Genomic DNA, 17,239 nt, shown 5'->3' with positions numbered 1-17,239 from the left:
ATTTGACTTGGTGCAATGCTTCAAGGGCTGGGCGATTGCCGCCACCCGGGCCATGGCCGTGGAACTCGCACCGTTCGGCATCCGCGTCGTCGCCACCATTCCAAGCCTGTGCCATAGCGCCTGCCTGACGGCAGGCGGTTAGCCGCCGCCGCCCATGGTCACGGACATGAAGGCCCGGAAGGCCGCCGCTGCCGGTTCGATTGATCTGTCACGCGACCAGGCCAGGCCGACATCCATAGTGGGGATGGGCTCGACAAGCCCGCGCACTTCGATGCGCTGCCCCTCCAAGGACCAGGGGCGGTAAACCATGTCGGACAGGACAGTGACCCCCATGCCGGCAGCCACGAGCGACCGCACGGCCTCGACCGAACTGGTGGTAAGGACGGCGCGGAGCGAAAGCCCCGCGGCATCCCAGTAACGGGCGGCCGTCGTACGTGCCTCGTCAACCGTCAGCATGACATAATCTTCCGCCGCCACATCGGTGAGGCTGATTTCCTGTCGCGCGAGCAGGTGATGATCAGCCGAAAGCCAGAGCCGGCGGTTCGACCGCATCAAGACCTCCTGCGCCAACTCCTTGGTGTGCTCCAGGTTCGACACCAGCATCACGGCCATGTCGATGTCCCCGCACATCAACCCGCTTTCGAGAGCGTCTCGGGGCAGTTCCAGCACCTCGACCTCGATCTCGGGATAAGTCTTTCGAAACCGGGCGTAGTGGCGCGACATGTAGTAGCCGACGACCGTGTAGGTCATGCCCAGCCGCAGCTTGCCCGCCAGGCCTTTCCTATCGCGCAACGGGCTTCGGACGGCGGCAGCGACGGCCCCGGTGATAACCCGCGCATGTTCAAGAAACCGCGCGCCCTCCATCGTCAATCTTACGCCAGCGTGGTTACGCTCCAAAAGCCGTACGCCCAGGTCAGCCTCAAGCGTCTTTATCGCCGCAGTGACCGCCGATTGCGAGATGTTGAGTTCCACCGCAGCATGACTGACCTGTCCGCTCTCGGCGGTCGCGATAAAATAATCAAGCTGTTTCAAGGTGATGGTCATGGTGCGCTCCGGCCCAGAACCATTATCTGTTTTTTTGATATGACAATCAATAAACTACTATTTCACAAACGCCTTCGCATGCGCAAAAAATGCTGCAACGCCGCAAAGACGGCAGCTTCGAGGGGTAACAATGCGATGGCGGTGACGCTAAACTGCGACATGGGCGAAAGCTTTGGCCTCTACAAGGTTGGCGATGATATGGGCATGATGCCCATCATCGACGTTGCCAATGTCGCCTGTGGTTTCCACGCTTCTGATCCGGATCACATGCACGCCGCCGTCCGCAGCGCCAAGGCGAGTGGCGTCAAGATCGGCGCCCATCCAGGCTTGCCCGACATTCAGGGTTTCGGCCGGCGCGAGATGCGGATGACCCGCGAAGAAGTCAGGAACACCATCATTTACCAGGTGGGAGCGCTTGCCGGCTTCCTCAAGGCCGAAGGTGTGGAACTCCACCACATCAAGCCGCATGGCAGCCTTTACTTCATGGCCATGCAGCAGGAGGCAATCGCCCATGGCGTGTGTGACGCCGCAGAGGTTTTCGGCGTACCCCTCTTCGGCATGACGGGCACCCTGCATGAGAAGATTTATCAAGAGCGCGGTATCCCATTCGTCGCCGAGTTCTATGCCGATCTCGACTACGATGCCTCCGGCAAGCTGATCTTGACACGCGTTCATGACGCCAAGGACCCCGCAGAGATGGCCGAGCGGTGCGTACGCGCCATCAGGGAGGGCGAGGGCACGGCAGAGGACGGCAGTTTCTTCCCCGTACGCTGCGAAACCATCTGCGTGCATTCCGATACGCCGAACGCCATCGAAATAGCCAGAGCCGTGCGCACCGCAATCGCCCCCTGGCACTGAACTCGACCGAACCCGCCCGCGCGGGCGGTTCCAAATTAATCTGTCCGCAGTTTTCCGGAGCTTTTTATGGCCCAGATTCTTTCGCCTCTTCCCGGCACCTTCTATCGCAGCGCTTCGCCAGACCAGCCGCCCTACAAGGCGGATGGCGACGCGGTTTCCGCCGGAGACGTAATCGGTCTCATCGAAGTGATGAAGTCGTTCCACGAAGTGAGGGCCGAGACGGCCGGTACGAACATCCGCTTCATTGCCGACAATGAAGACCCCATCATGGCCGGCGCACCTATTGCGGATCTCGACTGATGCTGAAAAAGCTTCTGGTTGCCAACCGGGGTGAGATAGCGGTCAGGATCATCCGGGCCGCGCAAGATTTGGGGATCACCACCGTGGCGGTGTATTCGGCCGCAGACGCCGAGTCGCTCCACGTCCAGCTTGCGGACGAAGCGGTCAACATCGGCCCACCAGCGGCAAAGAAGTCCTATCTCAATGTCGAAGCAATTCTGAAGGCTGCCCGCGACACCGGTTGCGACAGCGTTCATCCAGGCTATGGGTTCCTTGCCGAGAATGCCGCGTTTTCCGACGCGGTCACAGGCGCTGGATTGGTCTTCGTCGGCCCGTCGGGAGATGCGATCCGGATGATGGGAGACAAGGTCTCGGCGCGATCCGCCGCCGCCGCTGCAGGTGTCCCTGTGGTGCCTGGCTCGGCTGGCCGGGTCGAGGGCCTCAAGGCTGGCCACGAGGTGCTGACCGCAACCGGTTTTCCGGTGATGATCAAGGCGGCGGCAGGCGGCGGTGGGCGGGGCATCCGCATCGCCAACTCGCTCGCCGAGTTCGAACAAGCCTTTCCTCAAGCCAAAGCAGAAGCCCTCGCCGCCTTTGGCGACGGTGGCCTCTACATGGAAAAGGTGATCGGCAAGGCCCGCCATATCGAGGTGCAGGTGCTGGCAGACGGAAGCGATGCCATCCACTGCTACGAGCGGGAGTGCTCACTGCAGCGGCGACGCCAGAAGGTTTGGGAGGAGGCGCCGTCGCGCGCACTTTCAGACAGGCTGCGCGAGGAGCTCTGCGCTTCGGCGGTCGCTTTGGCCAAGGCGGTCAAATACTCTGGTGCCGGCACGGTAGAGTATCTTTATGACGATGAAGCAGATCGCTTTTACTTCATCGAGATGAACACCCGTATCCAGGTCGAGCACCCGGTCACCGAAGCGATCACCGGCATCGACCTCGTTGCGGAGATGCTTCGCATCGCCGGCGGCGAGAAGCTGCGGATCCGGCAAGGCGATGTCTCCGTCAAGGGGCATGCGATCGAAGTCCGGCTCAATGCCGAAGACCCGGCGAAGGAGTTCGCTCCATTCCCGGGGCAAGTGGCCGAGCTTCGCATTCCCGGCGGTCCGGGCGTACGCTTCGATTCGATGCTTTACCAAGGCTATCAGGTGCCGCCCTTTTATGACTCGCTGCTTGCCAAGCTGATCGTGCATGCAGAGACGCGCGAGGCGGCGATAGTGCGCCTGATCCGCGCGCTCAACGAGTTGAAGATCGGCGGGCTCAAGACCACCAAGCCGCTGTTTCTTGCGCTGGCCGCCGATCCGGCGGTGCGGGCGGGAGACGTGCATACCCGCTGGCTGGAAGGCTGGCTCATCGAAAACGCCGCAGCTTTGGCGGGTTAAGGAGGACCGATGTCGATACGATTCAACTTCGGCGGTGACGAACATATCTTCGGCGAGGTGTCCGAGGAAATGTCGCTCACCTCCTTCTTTACCGGCCTTTCGATGACGAACGCGGTGCGTACGGCAGGCATCCGAGGTGTCACCGAGATCTGCCCTGCCAACGCCAGCTTCCAGATTCGCTTCAACCCCGACATCGTCAAGCCGCAGGATTTGCTCAGCGAACTGAAGTCGATGGAAGAGGCGGCCTCGAAGGCGGACCCGGTGCTGAAGACCCGGATCATCGAACTGCCGGTTTATTTCCAGGATCCATGGACGCGTGAAACCTGCTTGCGCTTCCGCGAGCGCCATCAGGACCCCTCCTCCACCGATCTTGAATATTCGGCCCGCATCAACGGCTACGCCACGGTGGAAGAATTTATCGAGGCCTATTCCGGCCAGCCCTGGTTCGTATCGATGGTCGGCTTCGTCGCCGGACTGCCCTTCCTGTACCAGATGGTTGAGCGCAAGAAACAGATTCAGGCGCCGAAATACTTGCGTCCACGCACCGACACTCCCAAGCTCACCATTGGCCATGGCGGCTGCTTCGCAGCGATCTATTCAGTACGCGGCGCTGGCGGCTACCAGATGTATGGCATAACCCCGGCCCCGATCTACGACCCGACCAGGAAGGTGCGCTACCTCTCCGATGACATGTGCCTGTTCAAGCCAGGCGACATCGTCAAGTTCAAGGCCATTGGCCGCGATGACTACGACGCCACGCTGGAGGAAATTGAAGCCAATCGGTGGCAGCCGACGGTTCGCGAGTGCACCTTCAGCCTGAAGGACTTCAACAGCGATATTTACGGCACCAATGCAAAGCTGATGGAGCTTATCAATGGCCGTTAAGGTAATCTCTCCCGGCCTCTCCACTTCCGTGCAGGACCTTGGTCGACCAGGCCACTATCATGTCGGCATTCCCGAAGGCGGCGGCATGGACCGCTTTGCCACACGCATCGCAAACCTGCTTGTCGGCAACAATCCGGGTGCCGCGGTGCTCGAAGCCACCTTCATGGGCCCCGAACTCGAATTCACCCAATCCGCGGTCGTCGCCGTCACCGGCGGAGAACTCCCCCCCAAACTCAATGGCGAGGAGCGGCCGACCTGGGAAAGTTTTCCGGTGAAGGCCGGTGACCGGCTTTCCTTCGGCTTCCTCAAGGGCGGCGCGCGCGCTTATCTGGCCGTCTCCGGCGGCATCGACGTACCCGTGGTTCTCGGTTCGCGCTCGACTTACATTCTGGGCGCACTCGGCGGCCATCAGGGCCGCACGCTGAAGGCGGGTGATGAGCTTCCCCTCGGCGAAGGTTCCGGCAAAGCCGGTCTTTCACTGCCTGCAAATCTGCGCCGCGCGGGCAATAGTCCGGCGGAACTCAGAATGCTTCCCGGGATGTACTGGCATCGGATCACCGAGGCTGCCGGCAATCGGTTCTTTGAGGAAACCTGGAAGGTCGCGCCCGAAGCCGACCGCATCGGCTATCGCTTCCGGGGCGGGACGCCGCTGGAGTTCGTCGAGCGCGAGCAGCCTTTCGGTGCGGGCTCCGACCCCTCGAACATCGTCGATGCCTGCTATCCCTACGGATCCGTCCAGGTGCCGAGTGGCACGGAGCCGATCGTTCTTCACCGGGACGCGGTTTCGGGTGGCGGGTACATGATGCTGGGCGTGGTGATATCGGCCGACATGGACCTTATCGCCCAGCTCCAGCCGCACACCCCGGCGCGCTTCGTTCCGGTGACGCTGGAAGACGCGCTTGCCGCGCGAACCGAACAGCGCGCCGCGCTGGCGCGTGCTGAAGGACATCTGGCCGGCTGACGTCAGCCGGAAAAATGCCGGCGGAGGAGCCGGTGGCGAGGAGATCGGCCGGCCAAAACCGACCGTGCGTGGCGGAAGACAAAATCCGGTGCGCGAAACGACAAGACGACGCCGGGCAACGGCGTGAATTTGGCATCCGAGCAGTCCGCTAGAGACCGCCGGAACCGACAGGGGAAGACATTTGCAACGTGACTGGCCGCAAGGCCGGATGCTTCGCGCCTTTCCGTCGGTAGAAAGAAGGAAAGGGTCATGAGTCATCTGAGCGCGGAGAACGTCTCGGTATCGTTTGCGGGGCTGAAGGCCCTGTCATCGGTAGACCTCCAAATTACGCCCGGCCGCATTAGTGGCCTCATCGGCCCGAATGGCGCTGGCAAGACCACGCTCGTCAACGTGCTGACCGGCTTCCAGGCACCGACGGAAGGCACCATCAAGCTCGACGGCGCAGCACTCACGGGTCTCAAGCCGCATCAGGTCCGGCGGCGCGGCATCGCCCGCACCTTCCAGGGTGGGCGGCTCTTCCGCGACTTGCCTGTGCTGGACAATTTGGAGGTAACCGGCGTTGGCCTGGGAATGAGCCGGCGCGCTGCCATCGCCGAAGCGGAAGCGATGCTCGACTGGATAGGCATCGGTGCGCTGAGCACCCGCATCGCCGGAACGTTGCCATATACGGACGAGCGCCGCGTCGCCATTGGCCGCGCCCTGATGGGACGGCCCGCATACATCCTGCTCGACGAGCCCGCGGCTGGCATGAGTGCACTGGAGGCGCGGGAGCTTTCGGCCCTGATAAGACATATCGCCAGCGATCTCGGCTGCGGTGTCCTGCTCATCGAGCACAATGTCGGGCTGGTGCTCGGCCTTTGCCAGCATATCGTTGTGCTCGATTCCGGAGCGATCATCGAGGAAGGCCCGCCTGCGGCCATCCGCGACAGCGAGAAGGTGCGCCACGCCTATATGGGCACGGCCGCGAACACCGACTTGCCTGTTCTGGAGGCGATGGAATGAGCCTGCTCGCCCTTTCCGATATCACTATTCGCTATAGCCGTCTCACGGCGGTCCGAAATGTCTCCTTCTCCATGGCCGAGGGAGAAATCCTGTTCATCACCGGCCCGAACGGAGCCGGGAAGTCTTCGCTGCTGCGCGCGATCGCCGGTGTTACGCCGGTGGCGGGCGGCCGGATCGACCTTGCAGGTCATGAGATCACCGGCCAGGCGCCGGAAAACATCGCCCGGCTCGGATTCTCCATGGTGCCGGAGGGGCGCGATGTCTTCGGCTCGCTGACGACCGAAGAGAACCTCCTGGTCGGAACCGGCATGCACGCCCGCGAACGCGGCTGGCGCAGCCGAGCGGCCGACGAACTCGAAGCCGTCTACGCAACCTTCCCGATGCTGAAAGAGAGGCGGCACGGGCAGGCGGGATTGCTGTCCGGCGGGCAGCAGCAAATGCTGGTCATCGGACGCGCGCTGATGACCAATCCGCGGCTTGTAGCCATTGACGAGCCTTCGCTGGGCCTCGCCCCCAACATCAACGACCAGGTCTACGAGCGGCTGATCGCGCTGCGTGCGCAGCGCCAACTCACGCTCCTGATCGTTGAGCAGAGCTCGGCCCGGGCGATGATGGTGGGCGGGAGGATGATCCTGATGCGTGGCGGACAGATCGTGCTCGATGGCGACGCGCGGACGCTCGGCAACGGCGAGGCGATCCAGGCTGCCTATTTCGGCTACGAGGACAATTGAGATGCTTCAGATCCTGTTCGACGCACTCTCGCTTGGCTCGCTGTACGCGCTCGGCGCGCTCGGCATTGCCCTCATCTTCGGCGTGATGCGGCTCGTGAACTTCGCGCATGGCGACGTCATCGCCTTCTGCGTCTTCGCGCTGCTATGGCCGTCAACAGACGCCATGGCCATCGTCTTCGCCGGCCAATTGCCGTGGTACCTGCTGGTGCCCTTCGTGCTCCTCTGCGGGGCCGGGCTGTCGGTGCTGTGCGAAATCGTCGTCTTCAGGCGGTTCCGCCAGGCAAATCCGGCAACCATGATGATCGCCTCCTTCGCGCTCGGTTTCGTTATTCGCTACTTCCTGCTCATGCTTTTCTCCAGTCGGCCGAAATCGATTTCGCTGCTGCCCGAATTGTCCCAGCCGGTGGAGATCCTTGGTGCCCGGCTTCCCCTCCTCCAGCTCATAACGATCGTCGCCACGATGGTCATCCTGATCGGCCTGACATTGTTCCTGCGTCAAACCCGCTTCGGCCTGGAGATGCGGGCGGCGGCCGAGAACTTCTCGATGGCCCGCATGCTGGGTGTGCGTGCGAACCGGGTCATCATGGGTGCGTTCGCCCTCTCCGGCGCGTTGGCCGCCGCCATTGCGCTGATCTTTGGCGCCCAGACAGGCACGCTGGACATCCAGATGGGCGCCTCGATCATGTTGATGGCCTTCATCGCCACCGTCATTGGCGGCCTCGGCAGCCTCGGGGGAGCCGTGCTCGCCGGCTTCCTGCTGGGTGCCGCCTCGGTGATCATGCAGGTCATGCTGCCCATCGACGCCCGGCCATTCCGCGATGCCTTTGTCTATGGAGCGGTCATCCTCGTCCTCCTCTTCCGCCCGCAAGGGCTTATTGCCGCGCGCGGCACCAAGGAAAGGGTCTGATTTCATGGCTGTCGCCGCCTCCCTAGCCAACTCTACCGCTCCCGGTGCCGCGGCTACCGAGCGAAAGCCCGCACGCTTCGCGCTTGCCCGCCGTACCGTCCTGACTCCGGTCCTGCTTTCGCTGCTGCTGCTGGCCATCGCGCTGATCACGGTGATGACCGGATCGCGGCCCTTCAACCAGACGGTGATCGACGTGTTCGTCCGCGTCATCCTCGTCGTGGGCCTATACATCTTTATCGGAAACTCGGGCGTTCTCAGCTTCGGGCACATCGGCTTCACCTGCCTTGGCGCCTACGCGGCCGCGTGGCTCACCATCAATCCGATGATGAAACGCGGTTCGCTGCCGGGATTGCCCGAATGGCTGCTGGCGACCCGATTGCCGTACTGGCAATCGGCTGTGCTGGCGGCATTGTTCGCCGCCCTCGCCGCTCTCATCTTCGGGCGGGTGCTGATGCGGCTATCGGGCATCGCTGCGTCGATCGCGACCTTCGCGATGCTCGCCATGATCAACACAATTTATTCCAACTGGGAGAGCGTGACCGGAGCGACCTCATCGGTCGTCGGCATTCCGATCGTGCGCGTGATCTGGCCGTATCTCATCGGCGCCGTGGTCGCAATCTTCATCGCCTGGGCGCACGCGATCTCCCGGTCCGGCCTGGCCCTTCGTGCTGCCCGCGACGAGCCCACCGCCGCCGCGGCTTCCGGAGTCGACATTCCCAGGGAAAGACTGGTGGCGTTCGTCGTATCAGGCGCGGTGATGGGGCTGGGCGGTGCGCTGATGGCTCATTCCATCGGCGTGGTCACACCCGATACATTCTATCTCGGTCTCACCTTCATCACCCTTTCCATGCTCGTCGTCGGCGGCATGGGCAGCCTGTCGGGTGGAGTGCTGGGTGTCGTCCTGCTGTCCGCCCTCATCCAGGCGCTGCGTTGGCTGGAGGCAGGCGTATCGCTCGGCGAGTCCACGTTCGCCCTCCCGAAAGGGGTTCAGGAAATAGCCCTCGGCGTCATCATGATCGTGATCCTCGCGCTTCGCCCATCCGGACTCATGGGCAACCGCGAACTCACCTTACCTCGCAGCAGTCGCAACAAGTGACCGGCGGCACAAGCCCGACCGGAAAACAAAAAAGGAGACGTGCATGGCATACAAAATGAGAATTGTCGCAACCGCTCTGGCCTCGATGTCCATCGCATACCCGGCCCTGGCCGATGACAAGACTATCGTCATCGGCTTCGCCACTGCGGAGTCGGGCTTCATGGAAGCCTATGACAAGCCTGCCCAGGAGGCGGCTTTGATCCGCATCGACGAGATCAATGCGGCTGGCGGTCTGCTTGGAAAGCAGATCAAGGTCGTCAAGGCCGACACCAAGTCCGACCGGGCCGAAGGCGCCAAGGCTGGCCTCTCCGTGCTCGACCAGGGTGCGGATCTCGTGGTCGTGTCCTGCGACTACGACTTCGGATCGCCGGCTGCGCTCGCGGCCGAGGACGCAGGCCGTATCTCCTTCTTCCTGTGCGCGGAATCGGTCAAGGCCGGCATCCAGGGTGTCGGCCCGCACAGCTTCTCCGCGTCGGTGCTGGCGGCCGTGCAGGGAGCGACCATGGCCGAGTGGGCATTCAAGGAAAAGGGCGCAAAGGACTTCTACCGTCTGCTCGATACCTGGACGGCCTACAACAAGGGCATCTGCGACGGCTTCGACTGGATGATGCCGAAGCTCGAAGCCCAGGGCGCGAAGCTTGTCGGTGAAGACACCTTCAAGAACGAGGATGCCTCCATCGCCGCGCAGATCACCCGCATCAAGTCTCTGCCGAAGGAGCCGGATGCGATCATGCTTTGCACGATGATGCCGGGCGCCGTCTCGGCCATCAAGCAGCTTCGCGCCGCGGGTATCAATTCCATGATCCTGAATGGATCGGGCGTCGACGGTAGCTATTGGCTCTCGGCTGTGCCCGATCTGACGAACTTCTACGTCCCCGTTCAGGGATCGATCTATGGCGACGATCCCAATCCGGCCGTGCTGAAGTTCAATGCCACCTACAAGCAGAAGACAGGCGCCGATCCCTCGAGCCAGTATGTCTTTCCGGGTTACGTCATGGTCGACGTCTGGGCCAAGGCGGTGGAGCGTGCAGGCACGGCCGATGCCGACGCGGTCGTCGCGGAACTGGAAAAGATGAAGAATGAGCCGACACTGTTCGGGCCTCGTACCTTCACGCCGGAACTGCATCACCAGAACCAGACGCGGTACCTGATCGTCGAGACCAAGGCCGGCAAGCCGGGTGTTGTAGGCAACTGGACGATTTCCGAGCCGGTACCGATGGAAGCCTTGCTCAAGTAGGAGAAGATGGGCCGGGTAAGCCCGGCCCTTCATATGCGGAAGGCCCTGTTCCTTTGGGATGACCGGGCCTTTCGTCTTTTGAGGATATTGCCTTTGAGCAAAAACCGAGGGCGGCCCGTTTGGACCGCCCTTGTCGCCCGATGAATCCAGATTTTCGCTACCCTCGCGCTTTGCGGTAGGAATCCTTGAGCGCTATGAGCTCCCCCGAGAAAGCGAAGATATCGCAGCCGTCGACTTCGATTTGCTGCCCCGCTGCCGTGGTGCCGACGAAGCGCCATGATGAAAGCCCGGTGTCGCCCGTCACGATGTGCCGTCCCCTGATCCACGCGGCTTTCGGGAAGGCATCGAACAGCGCTGCATAGGCGACGCGCACTGCGTCACGCCCCACATGCTTGCGCCCTTCGGCATCGGGGCCGGCCGAGCCGTGGAAAGCGCAATTCTCAACCATGCAGTCCATCAGCGCGCCCACGTCGCGAGCGTTCCAGGCCGCGAGGAACCGGTCGAGCACGGCGAGCCGCCTGGCTGCGAGATCGCCAGCCTCAACGACCTCGACCTCGAGAAAGGCGAGCGGCGCATCGCCGGCATTGATGACATTGTGGGCCACACCCGTCCGCCGCGAGTAGGGCACCCCTTGAGTGAGAGCGGCTTGCGACTGCGCGCCGTCGGGGCCTTCGAGACCGAGCTTGCCGTCCGTAAGCGGCACGATGACGTAGTCATGGCCATGGATGTGCCAGCCGGTCTCGGCCCCGGTGGCAAAGCGCCATTCGGTGACCCGAAAGCGTTCGTCGTCGATATGGACGACCGGTTCGGCTTTCATGCGGGTCATTCAAGCCCCTCCTTGGCAACCGCACCGGTCAGGCGCTCAAGCGTCCGGCCCATGCGCGCCATGATTTCCTTCACATCGTCTTCTGTCGAGATCATCGGCGGACAGAGCGCGAGCTGGTCGCCGATGGCGCGGAAGATGAGGCCTTCCTCGTGGCCGATTCCCGCTGCGATACTCCCTGCGCGCCCAACCTTGCCGAAGGGGCGTTTCGTCGCCTTGTCTGCCACCAGCTCCACGGCGCCGATAAGACCGGTGCCCCGCGCTTCGCCGACAAGCGGGTGATCGGCGAACGAGCGGATGCCGGCCTGGAACGACGTCTCAAGGCGGGCCGCGTTTCCGATCAAGTCCCGCTCCTCGAAGATGGCGAGGTTTTCGAGACCCACCGCCGTCGCGACCGGATGACCCGACGCCGTGAAGCCGTGGCCGAAATTGCCGATCGTTGCGGTGTTGTCGGCGATCGCCTGATAGATCGCATCGGAGAAAATGACGGCGGCAAGCGGCATATAAGACGACGTGATTTGCTTGGAGACCGTCATGATATCAGGCGTGAAGCCGTATTTCTGAGCGCCGAAAGGCGTACCAAGCCGCCCGAAACCACAGATCACCTCGTCTGCTATCAGGATGATATCATTTGCCCGGCAGATTTTCTCCACGCCTTCCCAGTACCCGACCGGCGGCGGCAGAACGCCGCCGGCTGCCATGAGCGGCTCTCCTATAAAGGCTGCAATGGTGTCAGCCCCTTCTTCCGCGATCGCCGCTTCCAGCTCGGCGAGCAGACGCGCCGTGAAGGCGGCTTCGTCTTCGCCTTCCATGCCGAAGCGATAGAAGTGCGGGCAGGTCAAATGGCGAACGGGAATCGCCGGCAGATCGAAGTCGCGATGGTTGACCGGCAGGCCCGTCAGGCTGCCGGAGGCGACGGTGATGCCGTGATAGCCCTTGGTCCGTGCCAGGAATTTCTTCTTTTTTGGCCGGCCCAGCGCGTTGTTCATGAACCACATCATCTTGACGATGGTGTCGTTGGCTTCCGAGCCCGACGACGTGAAGAAGACACGCGTCAGGTTTTCCGGCGTCATCTCCACGAGTTTCTCAGCGAGCCGGATGGATGGCTCATGCGCCTTGGAGGAGAAGGTGTGGTAGTAGGGCAGCTTCAGCATTTGCTGGTAGGCAGCGTCGGCCAACCGCTTTTCCGAAAAGCCGACGCCCACCGACCACAGCCCGGCGAGCCCTTCGATGTATTCCTTGCCGCGTTCGTCATACACACGGATGCCGTCACCGCGGCTGATGATCAGCGGCCCGGTTTCCTCGTGCTGACGCAGGTTTGTGTAGGGGTGCATGGAGGTGGCGATGTCGGCGGCGGCGAGAGAGTTGGAAAGCGCATCCATGGAAGTCCTCAGCGGCTTGGGGAAATGGTTCGGGCGGTGAGTGCAAGATAGTCCTCGATCCCATGCGTGTAGCTTTCACGATTCGGGAAATGAATCATGGCAGGCTGTTGGAATGGGTGTCGATGATCCGCCGCATCAGCGCGGCGACGTCGCGCGCATTCGGAGGATCGGAGTGGATGCAGACGGTGTCGAAGTCGACCGGGCGGATCGTACCGTCTGTCGTGACGAGTTCGCGTCGGGTAAGCGCCCCCACCATGCGGTGCTCGGCAAGCGTCAGGTCGATGGCCGACTGGACGCGCGGAATGATCAGGCTGCCGCCGGGAGCGTAGGCAAGATCGGGAAAGAACTCGCCCACGAAGGCGACGCCGAGTTCGGCTGCCGCCGTCTCGTGACAGGTTCCCGCCAGGCCGAAGAGAGGGACGCCGAACGGCTTGACCGCCGCGGCAATCGCCCGGGCAGTGTCCACGTCGTGCGCGGCCATGCCGTAGATGATGCCATGCGGCTTGACATGGCTGAGCTGCCCGCCCTCGGCGGCCAGCATTCCTGTCAGCGCACCGATTTGGTAGAGGAAGGCGGCTGTCAGTTCCTCGGGCTGAAGTTTCATCTCGCGCCGGCCGAACCCCTCGCGATCGGGAAGGGACGGATGCGCGCCAACCTGCTTTCCGTGCGAAAGCGCGAGCCGCACGGTCTTCAGCATCGTCCATGGATCGGAGGCGTGGAAGCCGCATGCGATGTTGGCGCAATCGATGTGGGGCATGATGCCGGCATCGTCGCCGAAACGCCAGTTGCCGTAACTTTCCCCCATGTCGCAGTTCAGGGTGACCATGGTTTGCTTGCCTCAGCCCAGAGTGTTCGACGCCCAGCCGTGGGCGATGTGGGGGAATTCCGGCGGCGGTTCGCGCTCGTGCAGCAGTCGAAGCACGCGCGGCGGCGTCAGTGGCAGCTGCCGCACCGGCTTGCCGATAGCGCGTGCCACAGCGCAGCCGATCGCCGCGCCCACGGCCAGGATCGGGACCTCGCCCGCGCCCTTGGTGCCTAGAGGCCCCATCGACGGAGCGCCCTCGTAGAGGTCGGCGGCGACCGGAACCACGTCCTGCGCCAGCGGCAGGCGATAGGTCTCGAAATCGTCCTGCGCGATACGTCCGTCAGCGGTGATCGTCACCTCCTCATGCAGGGCGTAGCCGAGACCCTGCACGACACCACCCTGTATCTGGCCCATGACCGCGCGCGGGTTGAGTGCGCGGCCGACATCCTGCACCACGCGATAGGCCAGCACCTCGACATGACCGGTGTCCGGATCAACCGCCACCTCGGCCTCGTGGACAACGAAGACGGGGATGTCGAGCGCATCGATGAAGTGCCCCATCGCGCAGCCGGACATTGCCGGAGTGTTCCTGGCGGTAAAGGCTCCGCTTCCGGTGACCGGGCCGGTGGTTGCCTGCGCATGGGCGACGACAGCGGGGATCGATATGCCGGAGCCGGGACGTCCCGCGATCTCGACACGACCATCCCGCAGCACCAAGTCTTCCGGTCGGGTCTGGAGCATCTCGCCGGCGGTCCGCAGCAGCTTTTCCCGCACTTCCGCGCAGGCAGCCACACTTGCCGCGCCGATGGACACGGTGGTTCGTCCGCCGCCAACGCCGACATCGAGACCGGCGGCATCGGTGTCGGCTTCGCGCACGATCACCTGGTCGGGAGCGAGGCCGAGTTGCCCGGCCACGATTTGCGGCAGGGATTGCACCATCGTGCCAGATCCGATCTCCACACCCGACGTGACCAGTGTTGCACTGCCGTCGGCGTTCAAATTCACCGTCGCCGCCGAAGGCCCGACGAAAACGAACCATGTGCCGACCGTGGTTGCAATACCATAGAGCCTGCCGTCGGCCTCGGCCTCTGATGTACCGGTACTGGCGCGCAGTGTCTCCATGCGATCGAGCATCGGACCCAGCACGTCGGCCTCGAAAACCTGGCCCGTGGCACCGAGATCACCATCTCCCAGGACATTTTTCTTCCGGAACTCCATCGGGTCGAAGCCTAGCGCATCACAGATTTCGTCGGTGTGTCGCTCCAAAGCGAATGTGTTGTAGACGCCGTTGCAAGCCCGGAAAGCACCGTTGGGTGGTGTGTTGGTGTATACGGCGCGGCTGACGAGCCGCGTTGCGCCAACCCTGTAATTGCCGCCCAGCGTGTGCGCCGTCATCGTCGTCAGAAAAACCTGTTCGCCTCCATACGCACCGCAGTCCATCAGCACGACCGCCTCGCGCCCGGCGATGTATCCTTCGGCAGTGACAGCGGACCGGATGCGGATTTCCGCATTCTCGCGGCAGAGGCAGGTTGCCATCTCTTCCTGCCGGGTATTTTCCAGGACCACCGTGCGCCCGGTCATCCGCGCCAGAACTGCAGTGATAGGCTCGATGGATGCATCGAATTTCAGGCCGAACCCGCCGCCGACAGGGGGTACAGTGACCCGCACACGCCCGGGCGGAAGCTGCATGACCCTTCCGGTGACGTTGCGCACGGTCCAAGGCACCTGCGTCGAGGTCTGTATGTGAGCACGGCCGTCCTCCCAGGAGCCGATGGCAACGCGCGGTTCGAAGGGCACATGGCTCTGCCGGCCGACGGTAAAGCTGCTCTCGACAATGCGTATGTCGGGACGGGCGAAGGCCGCATCGACGTCACCGCGGCTGGATTTTGCCTCCCATGCGATGTTGCCGGCACGTGCACCGCCCTCGGTGATCACCTCGTAGCCGCGCCAGCCCTCATGGACGAGACGGGCGCCGGGCTGGAGCGCGTCGGCCATGGTGAGCACCGGTGCCAGCGGCTCGACCTCGAGCATGATGGCGGCAAGTGCCGCCCGCGCCTGCTTCTCCGTCTCGGCGGCGACGACGGCGATTGGTTCACCGTGATAGCGGATCGTGTCGATGGCCAGGAGCGGATGGTCGGCAATGCCGATGCCGTAGAGCCCTGGCGCGTCGGCGCCGGTCGCCACCGCGCGCACACCAGGACAGCGAAGTGCCGCCGAAACGTCGAGCTTGCGGATACGCCCCGCGGGAACGGTCGACCGCAGCAGCACGGCATGCAGCATGTCGGGGCGAATCCGGTCGTTGGTGTATTTTGTCCGCCCGCGCAGCTTGTCCTGCGCATCGCGGCGGGGAAGATTCATCACCGTGGCGGACAGCTCAGACATGTATGCCTCCCACCAACTGGCCAGCCTTCCGCGCTTGGTCAAGGCAGTCGGCCACGGCGTCGACGATCCGCTCATATCCCGTGCAGCGGCAGATGTTGCCGGCCATCGCGGCCTTGATTTCGGGACGGCTCGCATGCGGATTGTCACGCACGAACGCCGAAAGGCTCATGACCATTCCTGGAAAACACATGCCGCATTGCACGGCATCGACCGCCTCGAAATTGGCCTGGAGCGGGTGCAGCGCCTGGCTTCCGAAACTCAATCCCTCGATGGTCGTCACCGCGCATCCCTGGACCAGTCCAACCGGCTTCAGGCAGGACGGCACCGCTTCGTCATCGACATGCACCGTGCACGCGCCGCAAAAGCCTTCGCGGCACACGGCTTTGGTCCCCGTCAGGAATCGTTCCTGCCGCAAGATGTCGACGAGCGGCGTCATCGGATCGCCATCAAAGCGGCAGTCCTCGCCATTCAGCTGGAATGTCACGGTCATGCCAGGCCCCCAGTCTTGAGAAGTGCGGCAACACCGCGTTTGACCAGCGGCGGAAGAACCTGGCGCCGGTACCAACCCTCCGCCTCCTTACCGCCGCGGCCCTGAAAATCATTGTGCTCCAGTGCAAGCTCGGCGGTGCGTTCCGGATCGAGCGCATAGGCCGGGCCTGCCCTCATGGCCTGTTCGAGCGCCGTCCAGCGCCGCGCTACCGGCTCCACCGAGCCGACGGCGATGCGACATCGTTTGTCTTTGTCTACCGCAAGCGAGACGATGGCGACCGGATAGTCGCCGGCTTTCCGAAGCGGCAGGCGGATATGAGCACTTGCGACAAGGTCGCGGCGCAGATGAATTCTCGTCACAATCGCTTCGGCCAGCAGCGCATGCCTGTCTTTGAGGAAATCTGAAATACCGAGAAGTTTTGGGCCTTCGAACGTCTCCAGTTCCACCGCCGCCTCACAGACGAGAAGCGCAGGGGCGAGATCGGCGGCGGCAAAGTCGAGGGCACAAAGGTTGCCGCCCACGGTGGCGACCTTTCGGATGCCGGGATTGGCCGCATTCTCCGCCGCGGCAACCAGACCTTCGAAGCCCACTGCCCCGTGCAACGCGCGGCCAAGGACTGCATGGGTAACGGCTGCGCCGATCACGACATGGTCCGGTTCGATTTCGACCTTGGACAAGGCGGGTATTCGGTGGAGTGCGACCACCGCCTCGGGAAGGTCGACCCCGCGCCGTGGATCACGCATCATCCAGGTGCCGCCGGCAAGCACCGCCGCGCCTTGCCGGCGTGCGGCCATTGCCTCTTCAAGTGTGCTGGCTGCGGTGAACGATCGTTCCACGCTTGGTGCCATCTGTCATACCCCTCGGAAGCAGCCAACTTTCGCGGCGCTGCAGCATTGTTGCTCCAGCTTTAGGCTCCTGTGAAATAGTAATTCTTTGAGTAGCGTATCGAAAAAACAGATAACTCTGCGGCGT

18 protein-coding genes are annotated in these 17,239 nt (G+C 63.1%); 11 read left to right on the top strand and 7 right to left on the bottom strand.

Going from position 1 to position 17,239, the window contains the following annotated elements; all coding sequences use genetic code 11:
- Window positions 1-7: 7 nt before the first annotated feature.
- Complete coding sequence (locus NKI66_RS27915; protein ID WP_281040467.1) at window positions 8-142, top strand: hypothetical protein; 135 nt, start codon at window positions 8-10, stop codon at window positions 140-142.
- Here the strand turns inward: NKI66_RS27915 and NKI66_RS27910 are convergent.
- A complete protein-coding gene (locus NKI66_RS27910) occupies window positions 139-1,044 on the bottom strand; it encodes a LysR family transcriptional regulator (RefSeq protein WP_127294331.1) in 906 nt (301 codons plus the stop codon). The genes NKI66_RS27915 and NKI66_RS27910 overlap by 4 nt on opposite strands.
- A gap of 135 nt (window positions 1,045-1,179) precedes the next feature.
- Between NKI66_RS27910 and NKI66_RS27905 the strand changes: the two genes are divergently transcribed.
- The 10 genes from NKI66_RS27905 (at window position 1,180) to NKI66_RS27860 (ending at window position 10,385) form a co-directional block, all read left to right on the top strand.
- Window positions 1,180-1,902: a LamB/YcsF family protein gene (locus tag NKI66_RS27905; protein ID WP_127255327.1), complete on the top strand. Its 723-nt coding sequence runs from the start codon at window positions 1,180-1,182 to the stop codon at window positions 1,900-1,902.
- A gap of 66 nt (window positions 1,903-1,968) precedes the next feature.
- Window positions 1,969-2,202 (top strand): acetyl-CoA carboxylase, encoded by a 234-nt coding sequence (locus NKI66_RS27900; protein ID WP_013533152.1) that lies wholly within the window; start codon window positions 1,969-1,971, stop codon window positions 2,200-2,202.
- Window positions 2,202-3,566: an acetyl-CoA carboxylase biotin carboxylase subunit gene (locus NKI66_RS27895; protein ID WP_128302547.1), complete on the top strand. Its 1,365-nt coding sequence runs from the start codon at window positions 2,202-2,204 to the stop codon at window positions 3,564-3,566. Before NKI66_RS27900 ends, NKI66_RS27895 begins: the two co-directional genes overlap by 1 nt.
- A gap of 9 nt (window positions 3,567-3,575) precedes the next feature.
- Window positions 3,576-4,451 carry a 5-oxoprolinase subunit B family protein gene (locus tag NKI66_RS27890; protein ID WP_128302548.1) on the top strand — a complete coding sequence of 292 codons (876 nt, stop codon included), beginning with the start codon at window positions 3,576-3,578 and terminating at the stop codon, window positions 4,449-4,451.
- The gene (locus tag NKI66_RS27885; protein WP_023808979.1) at window positions 4,441-5,412 is read left to right on the top strand and encodes a 5-oxoprolinase subunit C family protein; all 972 of its coding nucleotides are present in this window, start codon (window positions 4,441-4,443) and stop codon (window positions 5,410-5,412) included. Before NKI66_RS27890 ends, NKI66_RS27885 begins: the two co-directional genes overlap by 11 nt.
- Window positions 5,413-5,661: 249 nt before the next feature.
- Window positions 5,662-6,414, top strand: a complete 753-nt coding sequence (locus NKI66_RS27880) for an ABC transporter ATP-binding protein (RefSeq protein WP_352440674.1) — start codon at window positions 5,662-5,664, stop codon at window positions 6,412-6,414.
- Window positions 6,411-7,145: an ABC transporter ATP-binding protein gene (locus NKI66_RS27875; RefSeq protein ID WP_023808981.1), complete on the top strand. Its 735-nt coding sequence runs from the start codon at window positions 6,411-6,413 to the stop codon at window positions 7,143-7,145. The genes NKI66_RS27880 and NKI66_RS27875 overlap by 4 nt, the downstream gene beginning before the upstream one ends.
- A gap of 1 nt (window position 7,146) precedes the next feature.
- The gene (locus NKI66_RS27870) at window positions 7,147-8,052 is read left to right on the top strand and encodes a branched-chain amino acid ABC transporter permease (RefSeq protein ID WP_027036291.1); all 906 of its coding nucleotides are present in this window, start codon (window positions 7,147-7,149) and stop codon (window positions 8,050-8,052) included.
- Between the two features lie 4 nt (window positions 8,053-8,056).
- Window positions 8,057-9,148, top strand: a complete 1,092-nt coding sequence (locus NKI66_RS27865) for a branched-chain amino acid ABC transporter permease (RefSeq protein WP_023808983.1) — start codon at window positions 8,057-8,059, stop codon at window positions 9,146-9,148.
- Between the two features lie 43 nt (window positions 9,149-9,191).
- Entirely contained in the window at window positions 9,192-10,385 is a 1,194-nt protein-coding gene (locus NKI66_RS27860) for an ABC transporter substrate-binding protein (protein WP_023808984.1), read from the top strand.
- A gap of 157 nt (window positions 10,386-10,542) precedes the next feature.
- Here the strand turns inward: NKI66_RS27860 and NKI66_RS27855 are convergent, their stop codons facing one another.
- From NKI66_RS27855 to NKI66_RS27830, 6 genes are all read right to left on the bottom strand, one after another.
- Entirely contained in the window at window positions 10,543-11,211 is a 669-nt protein-coding gene (locus tag NKI66_RS27855) for a nuclear transport factor 2 family protein (protein WP_023808985.1), read from the bottom strand.
- Complete coding sequence (locus tag NKI66_RS27850; RefSeq protein ID WP_023808986.1) at window positions 11,208-12,590, bottom strand: aspartate aminotransferase family protein; 1,383 nt, start codon at window positions 12,588-12,590, stop codon at window positions 11,208-11,210. Before NKI66_RS27850 ends, NKI66_RS27855 begins: the two co-directional genes overlap by 4 nt.
- 94 nt (window positions 12,591-12,684) lie before the next feature.
- On the bottom strand, window positions 12,685-13,416 hold the full coding sequence (locus NKI66_RS27845; protein ID WP_023808987.1) for a LamB/YcsF family protein: 732 nt from the start codon (window positions 13,414-13,416) through the stop codon (window positions 12,685-12,687).
- A 12-nt stretch (window positions 13,417-13,428) separates the two neighbouring features.
- Window positions 13,429-15,777 carry a xanthine dehydrogenase family protein molybdopterin-binding subunit gene (locus NKI66_RS27840; RefSeq protein ID WP_128302551.1) on the bottom strand — a complete coding sequence of 783 codons (2,349 nt, stop codon included), beginning with the start codon at window positions 15,775-15,777 and terminating at the stop codon, window positions 13,429-13,431.
- Window positions 15,770-16,267 (bottom strand): (2Fe-2S)-binding protein, encoded by a 498-nt coding sequence (locus NKI66_RS27835; protein ID WP_023808989.1) that lies wholly within the window; start codon window positions 16,265-16,267, stop codon window positions 15,770-15,772. Before NKI66_RS27835 ends, NKI66_RS27840 begins: the two co-directional genes overlap by 8 nt.
- A complete protein-coding gene (locus tag NKI66_RS27830; protein WP_023808990.1) occupies window positions 16,264-17,115 on the bottom strand; it encodes an FAD binding domain-containing protein in 852 nt (283 codons plus the stop codon). The genes NKI66_RS27835 and NKI66_RS27830 overlap by 4 nt, the downstream gene beginning before the upstream one ends.
- Window positions 17,116-17,239 lie beyond the last annotated feature (124 nt).

It is taken from the genome of Mesorhizobium sp. M0518, assembly GCF_040321125.1.
GTDB lineage: Bacteria > Pseudomonadota > Alphaproteobacteria > Rhizobiales > Rhizobiaceae > Mesorhizobium.
The sequence above is the reverse complement of the archived record's forward strand: the minus strand, read 5'-3'. Positions and strand labels throughout refer to the sequence as shown.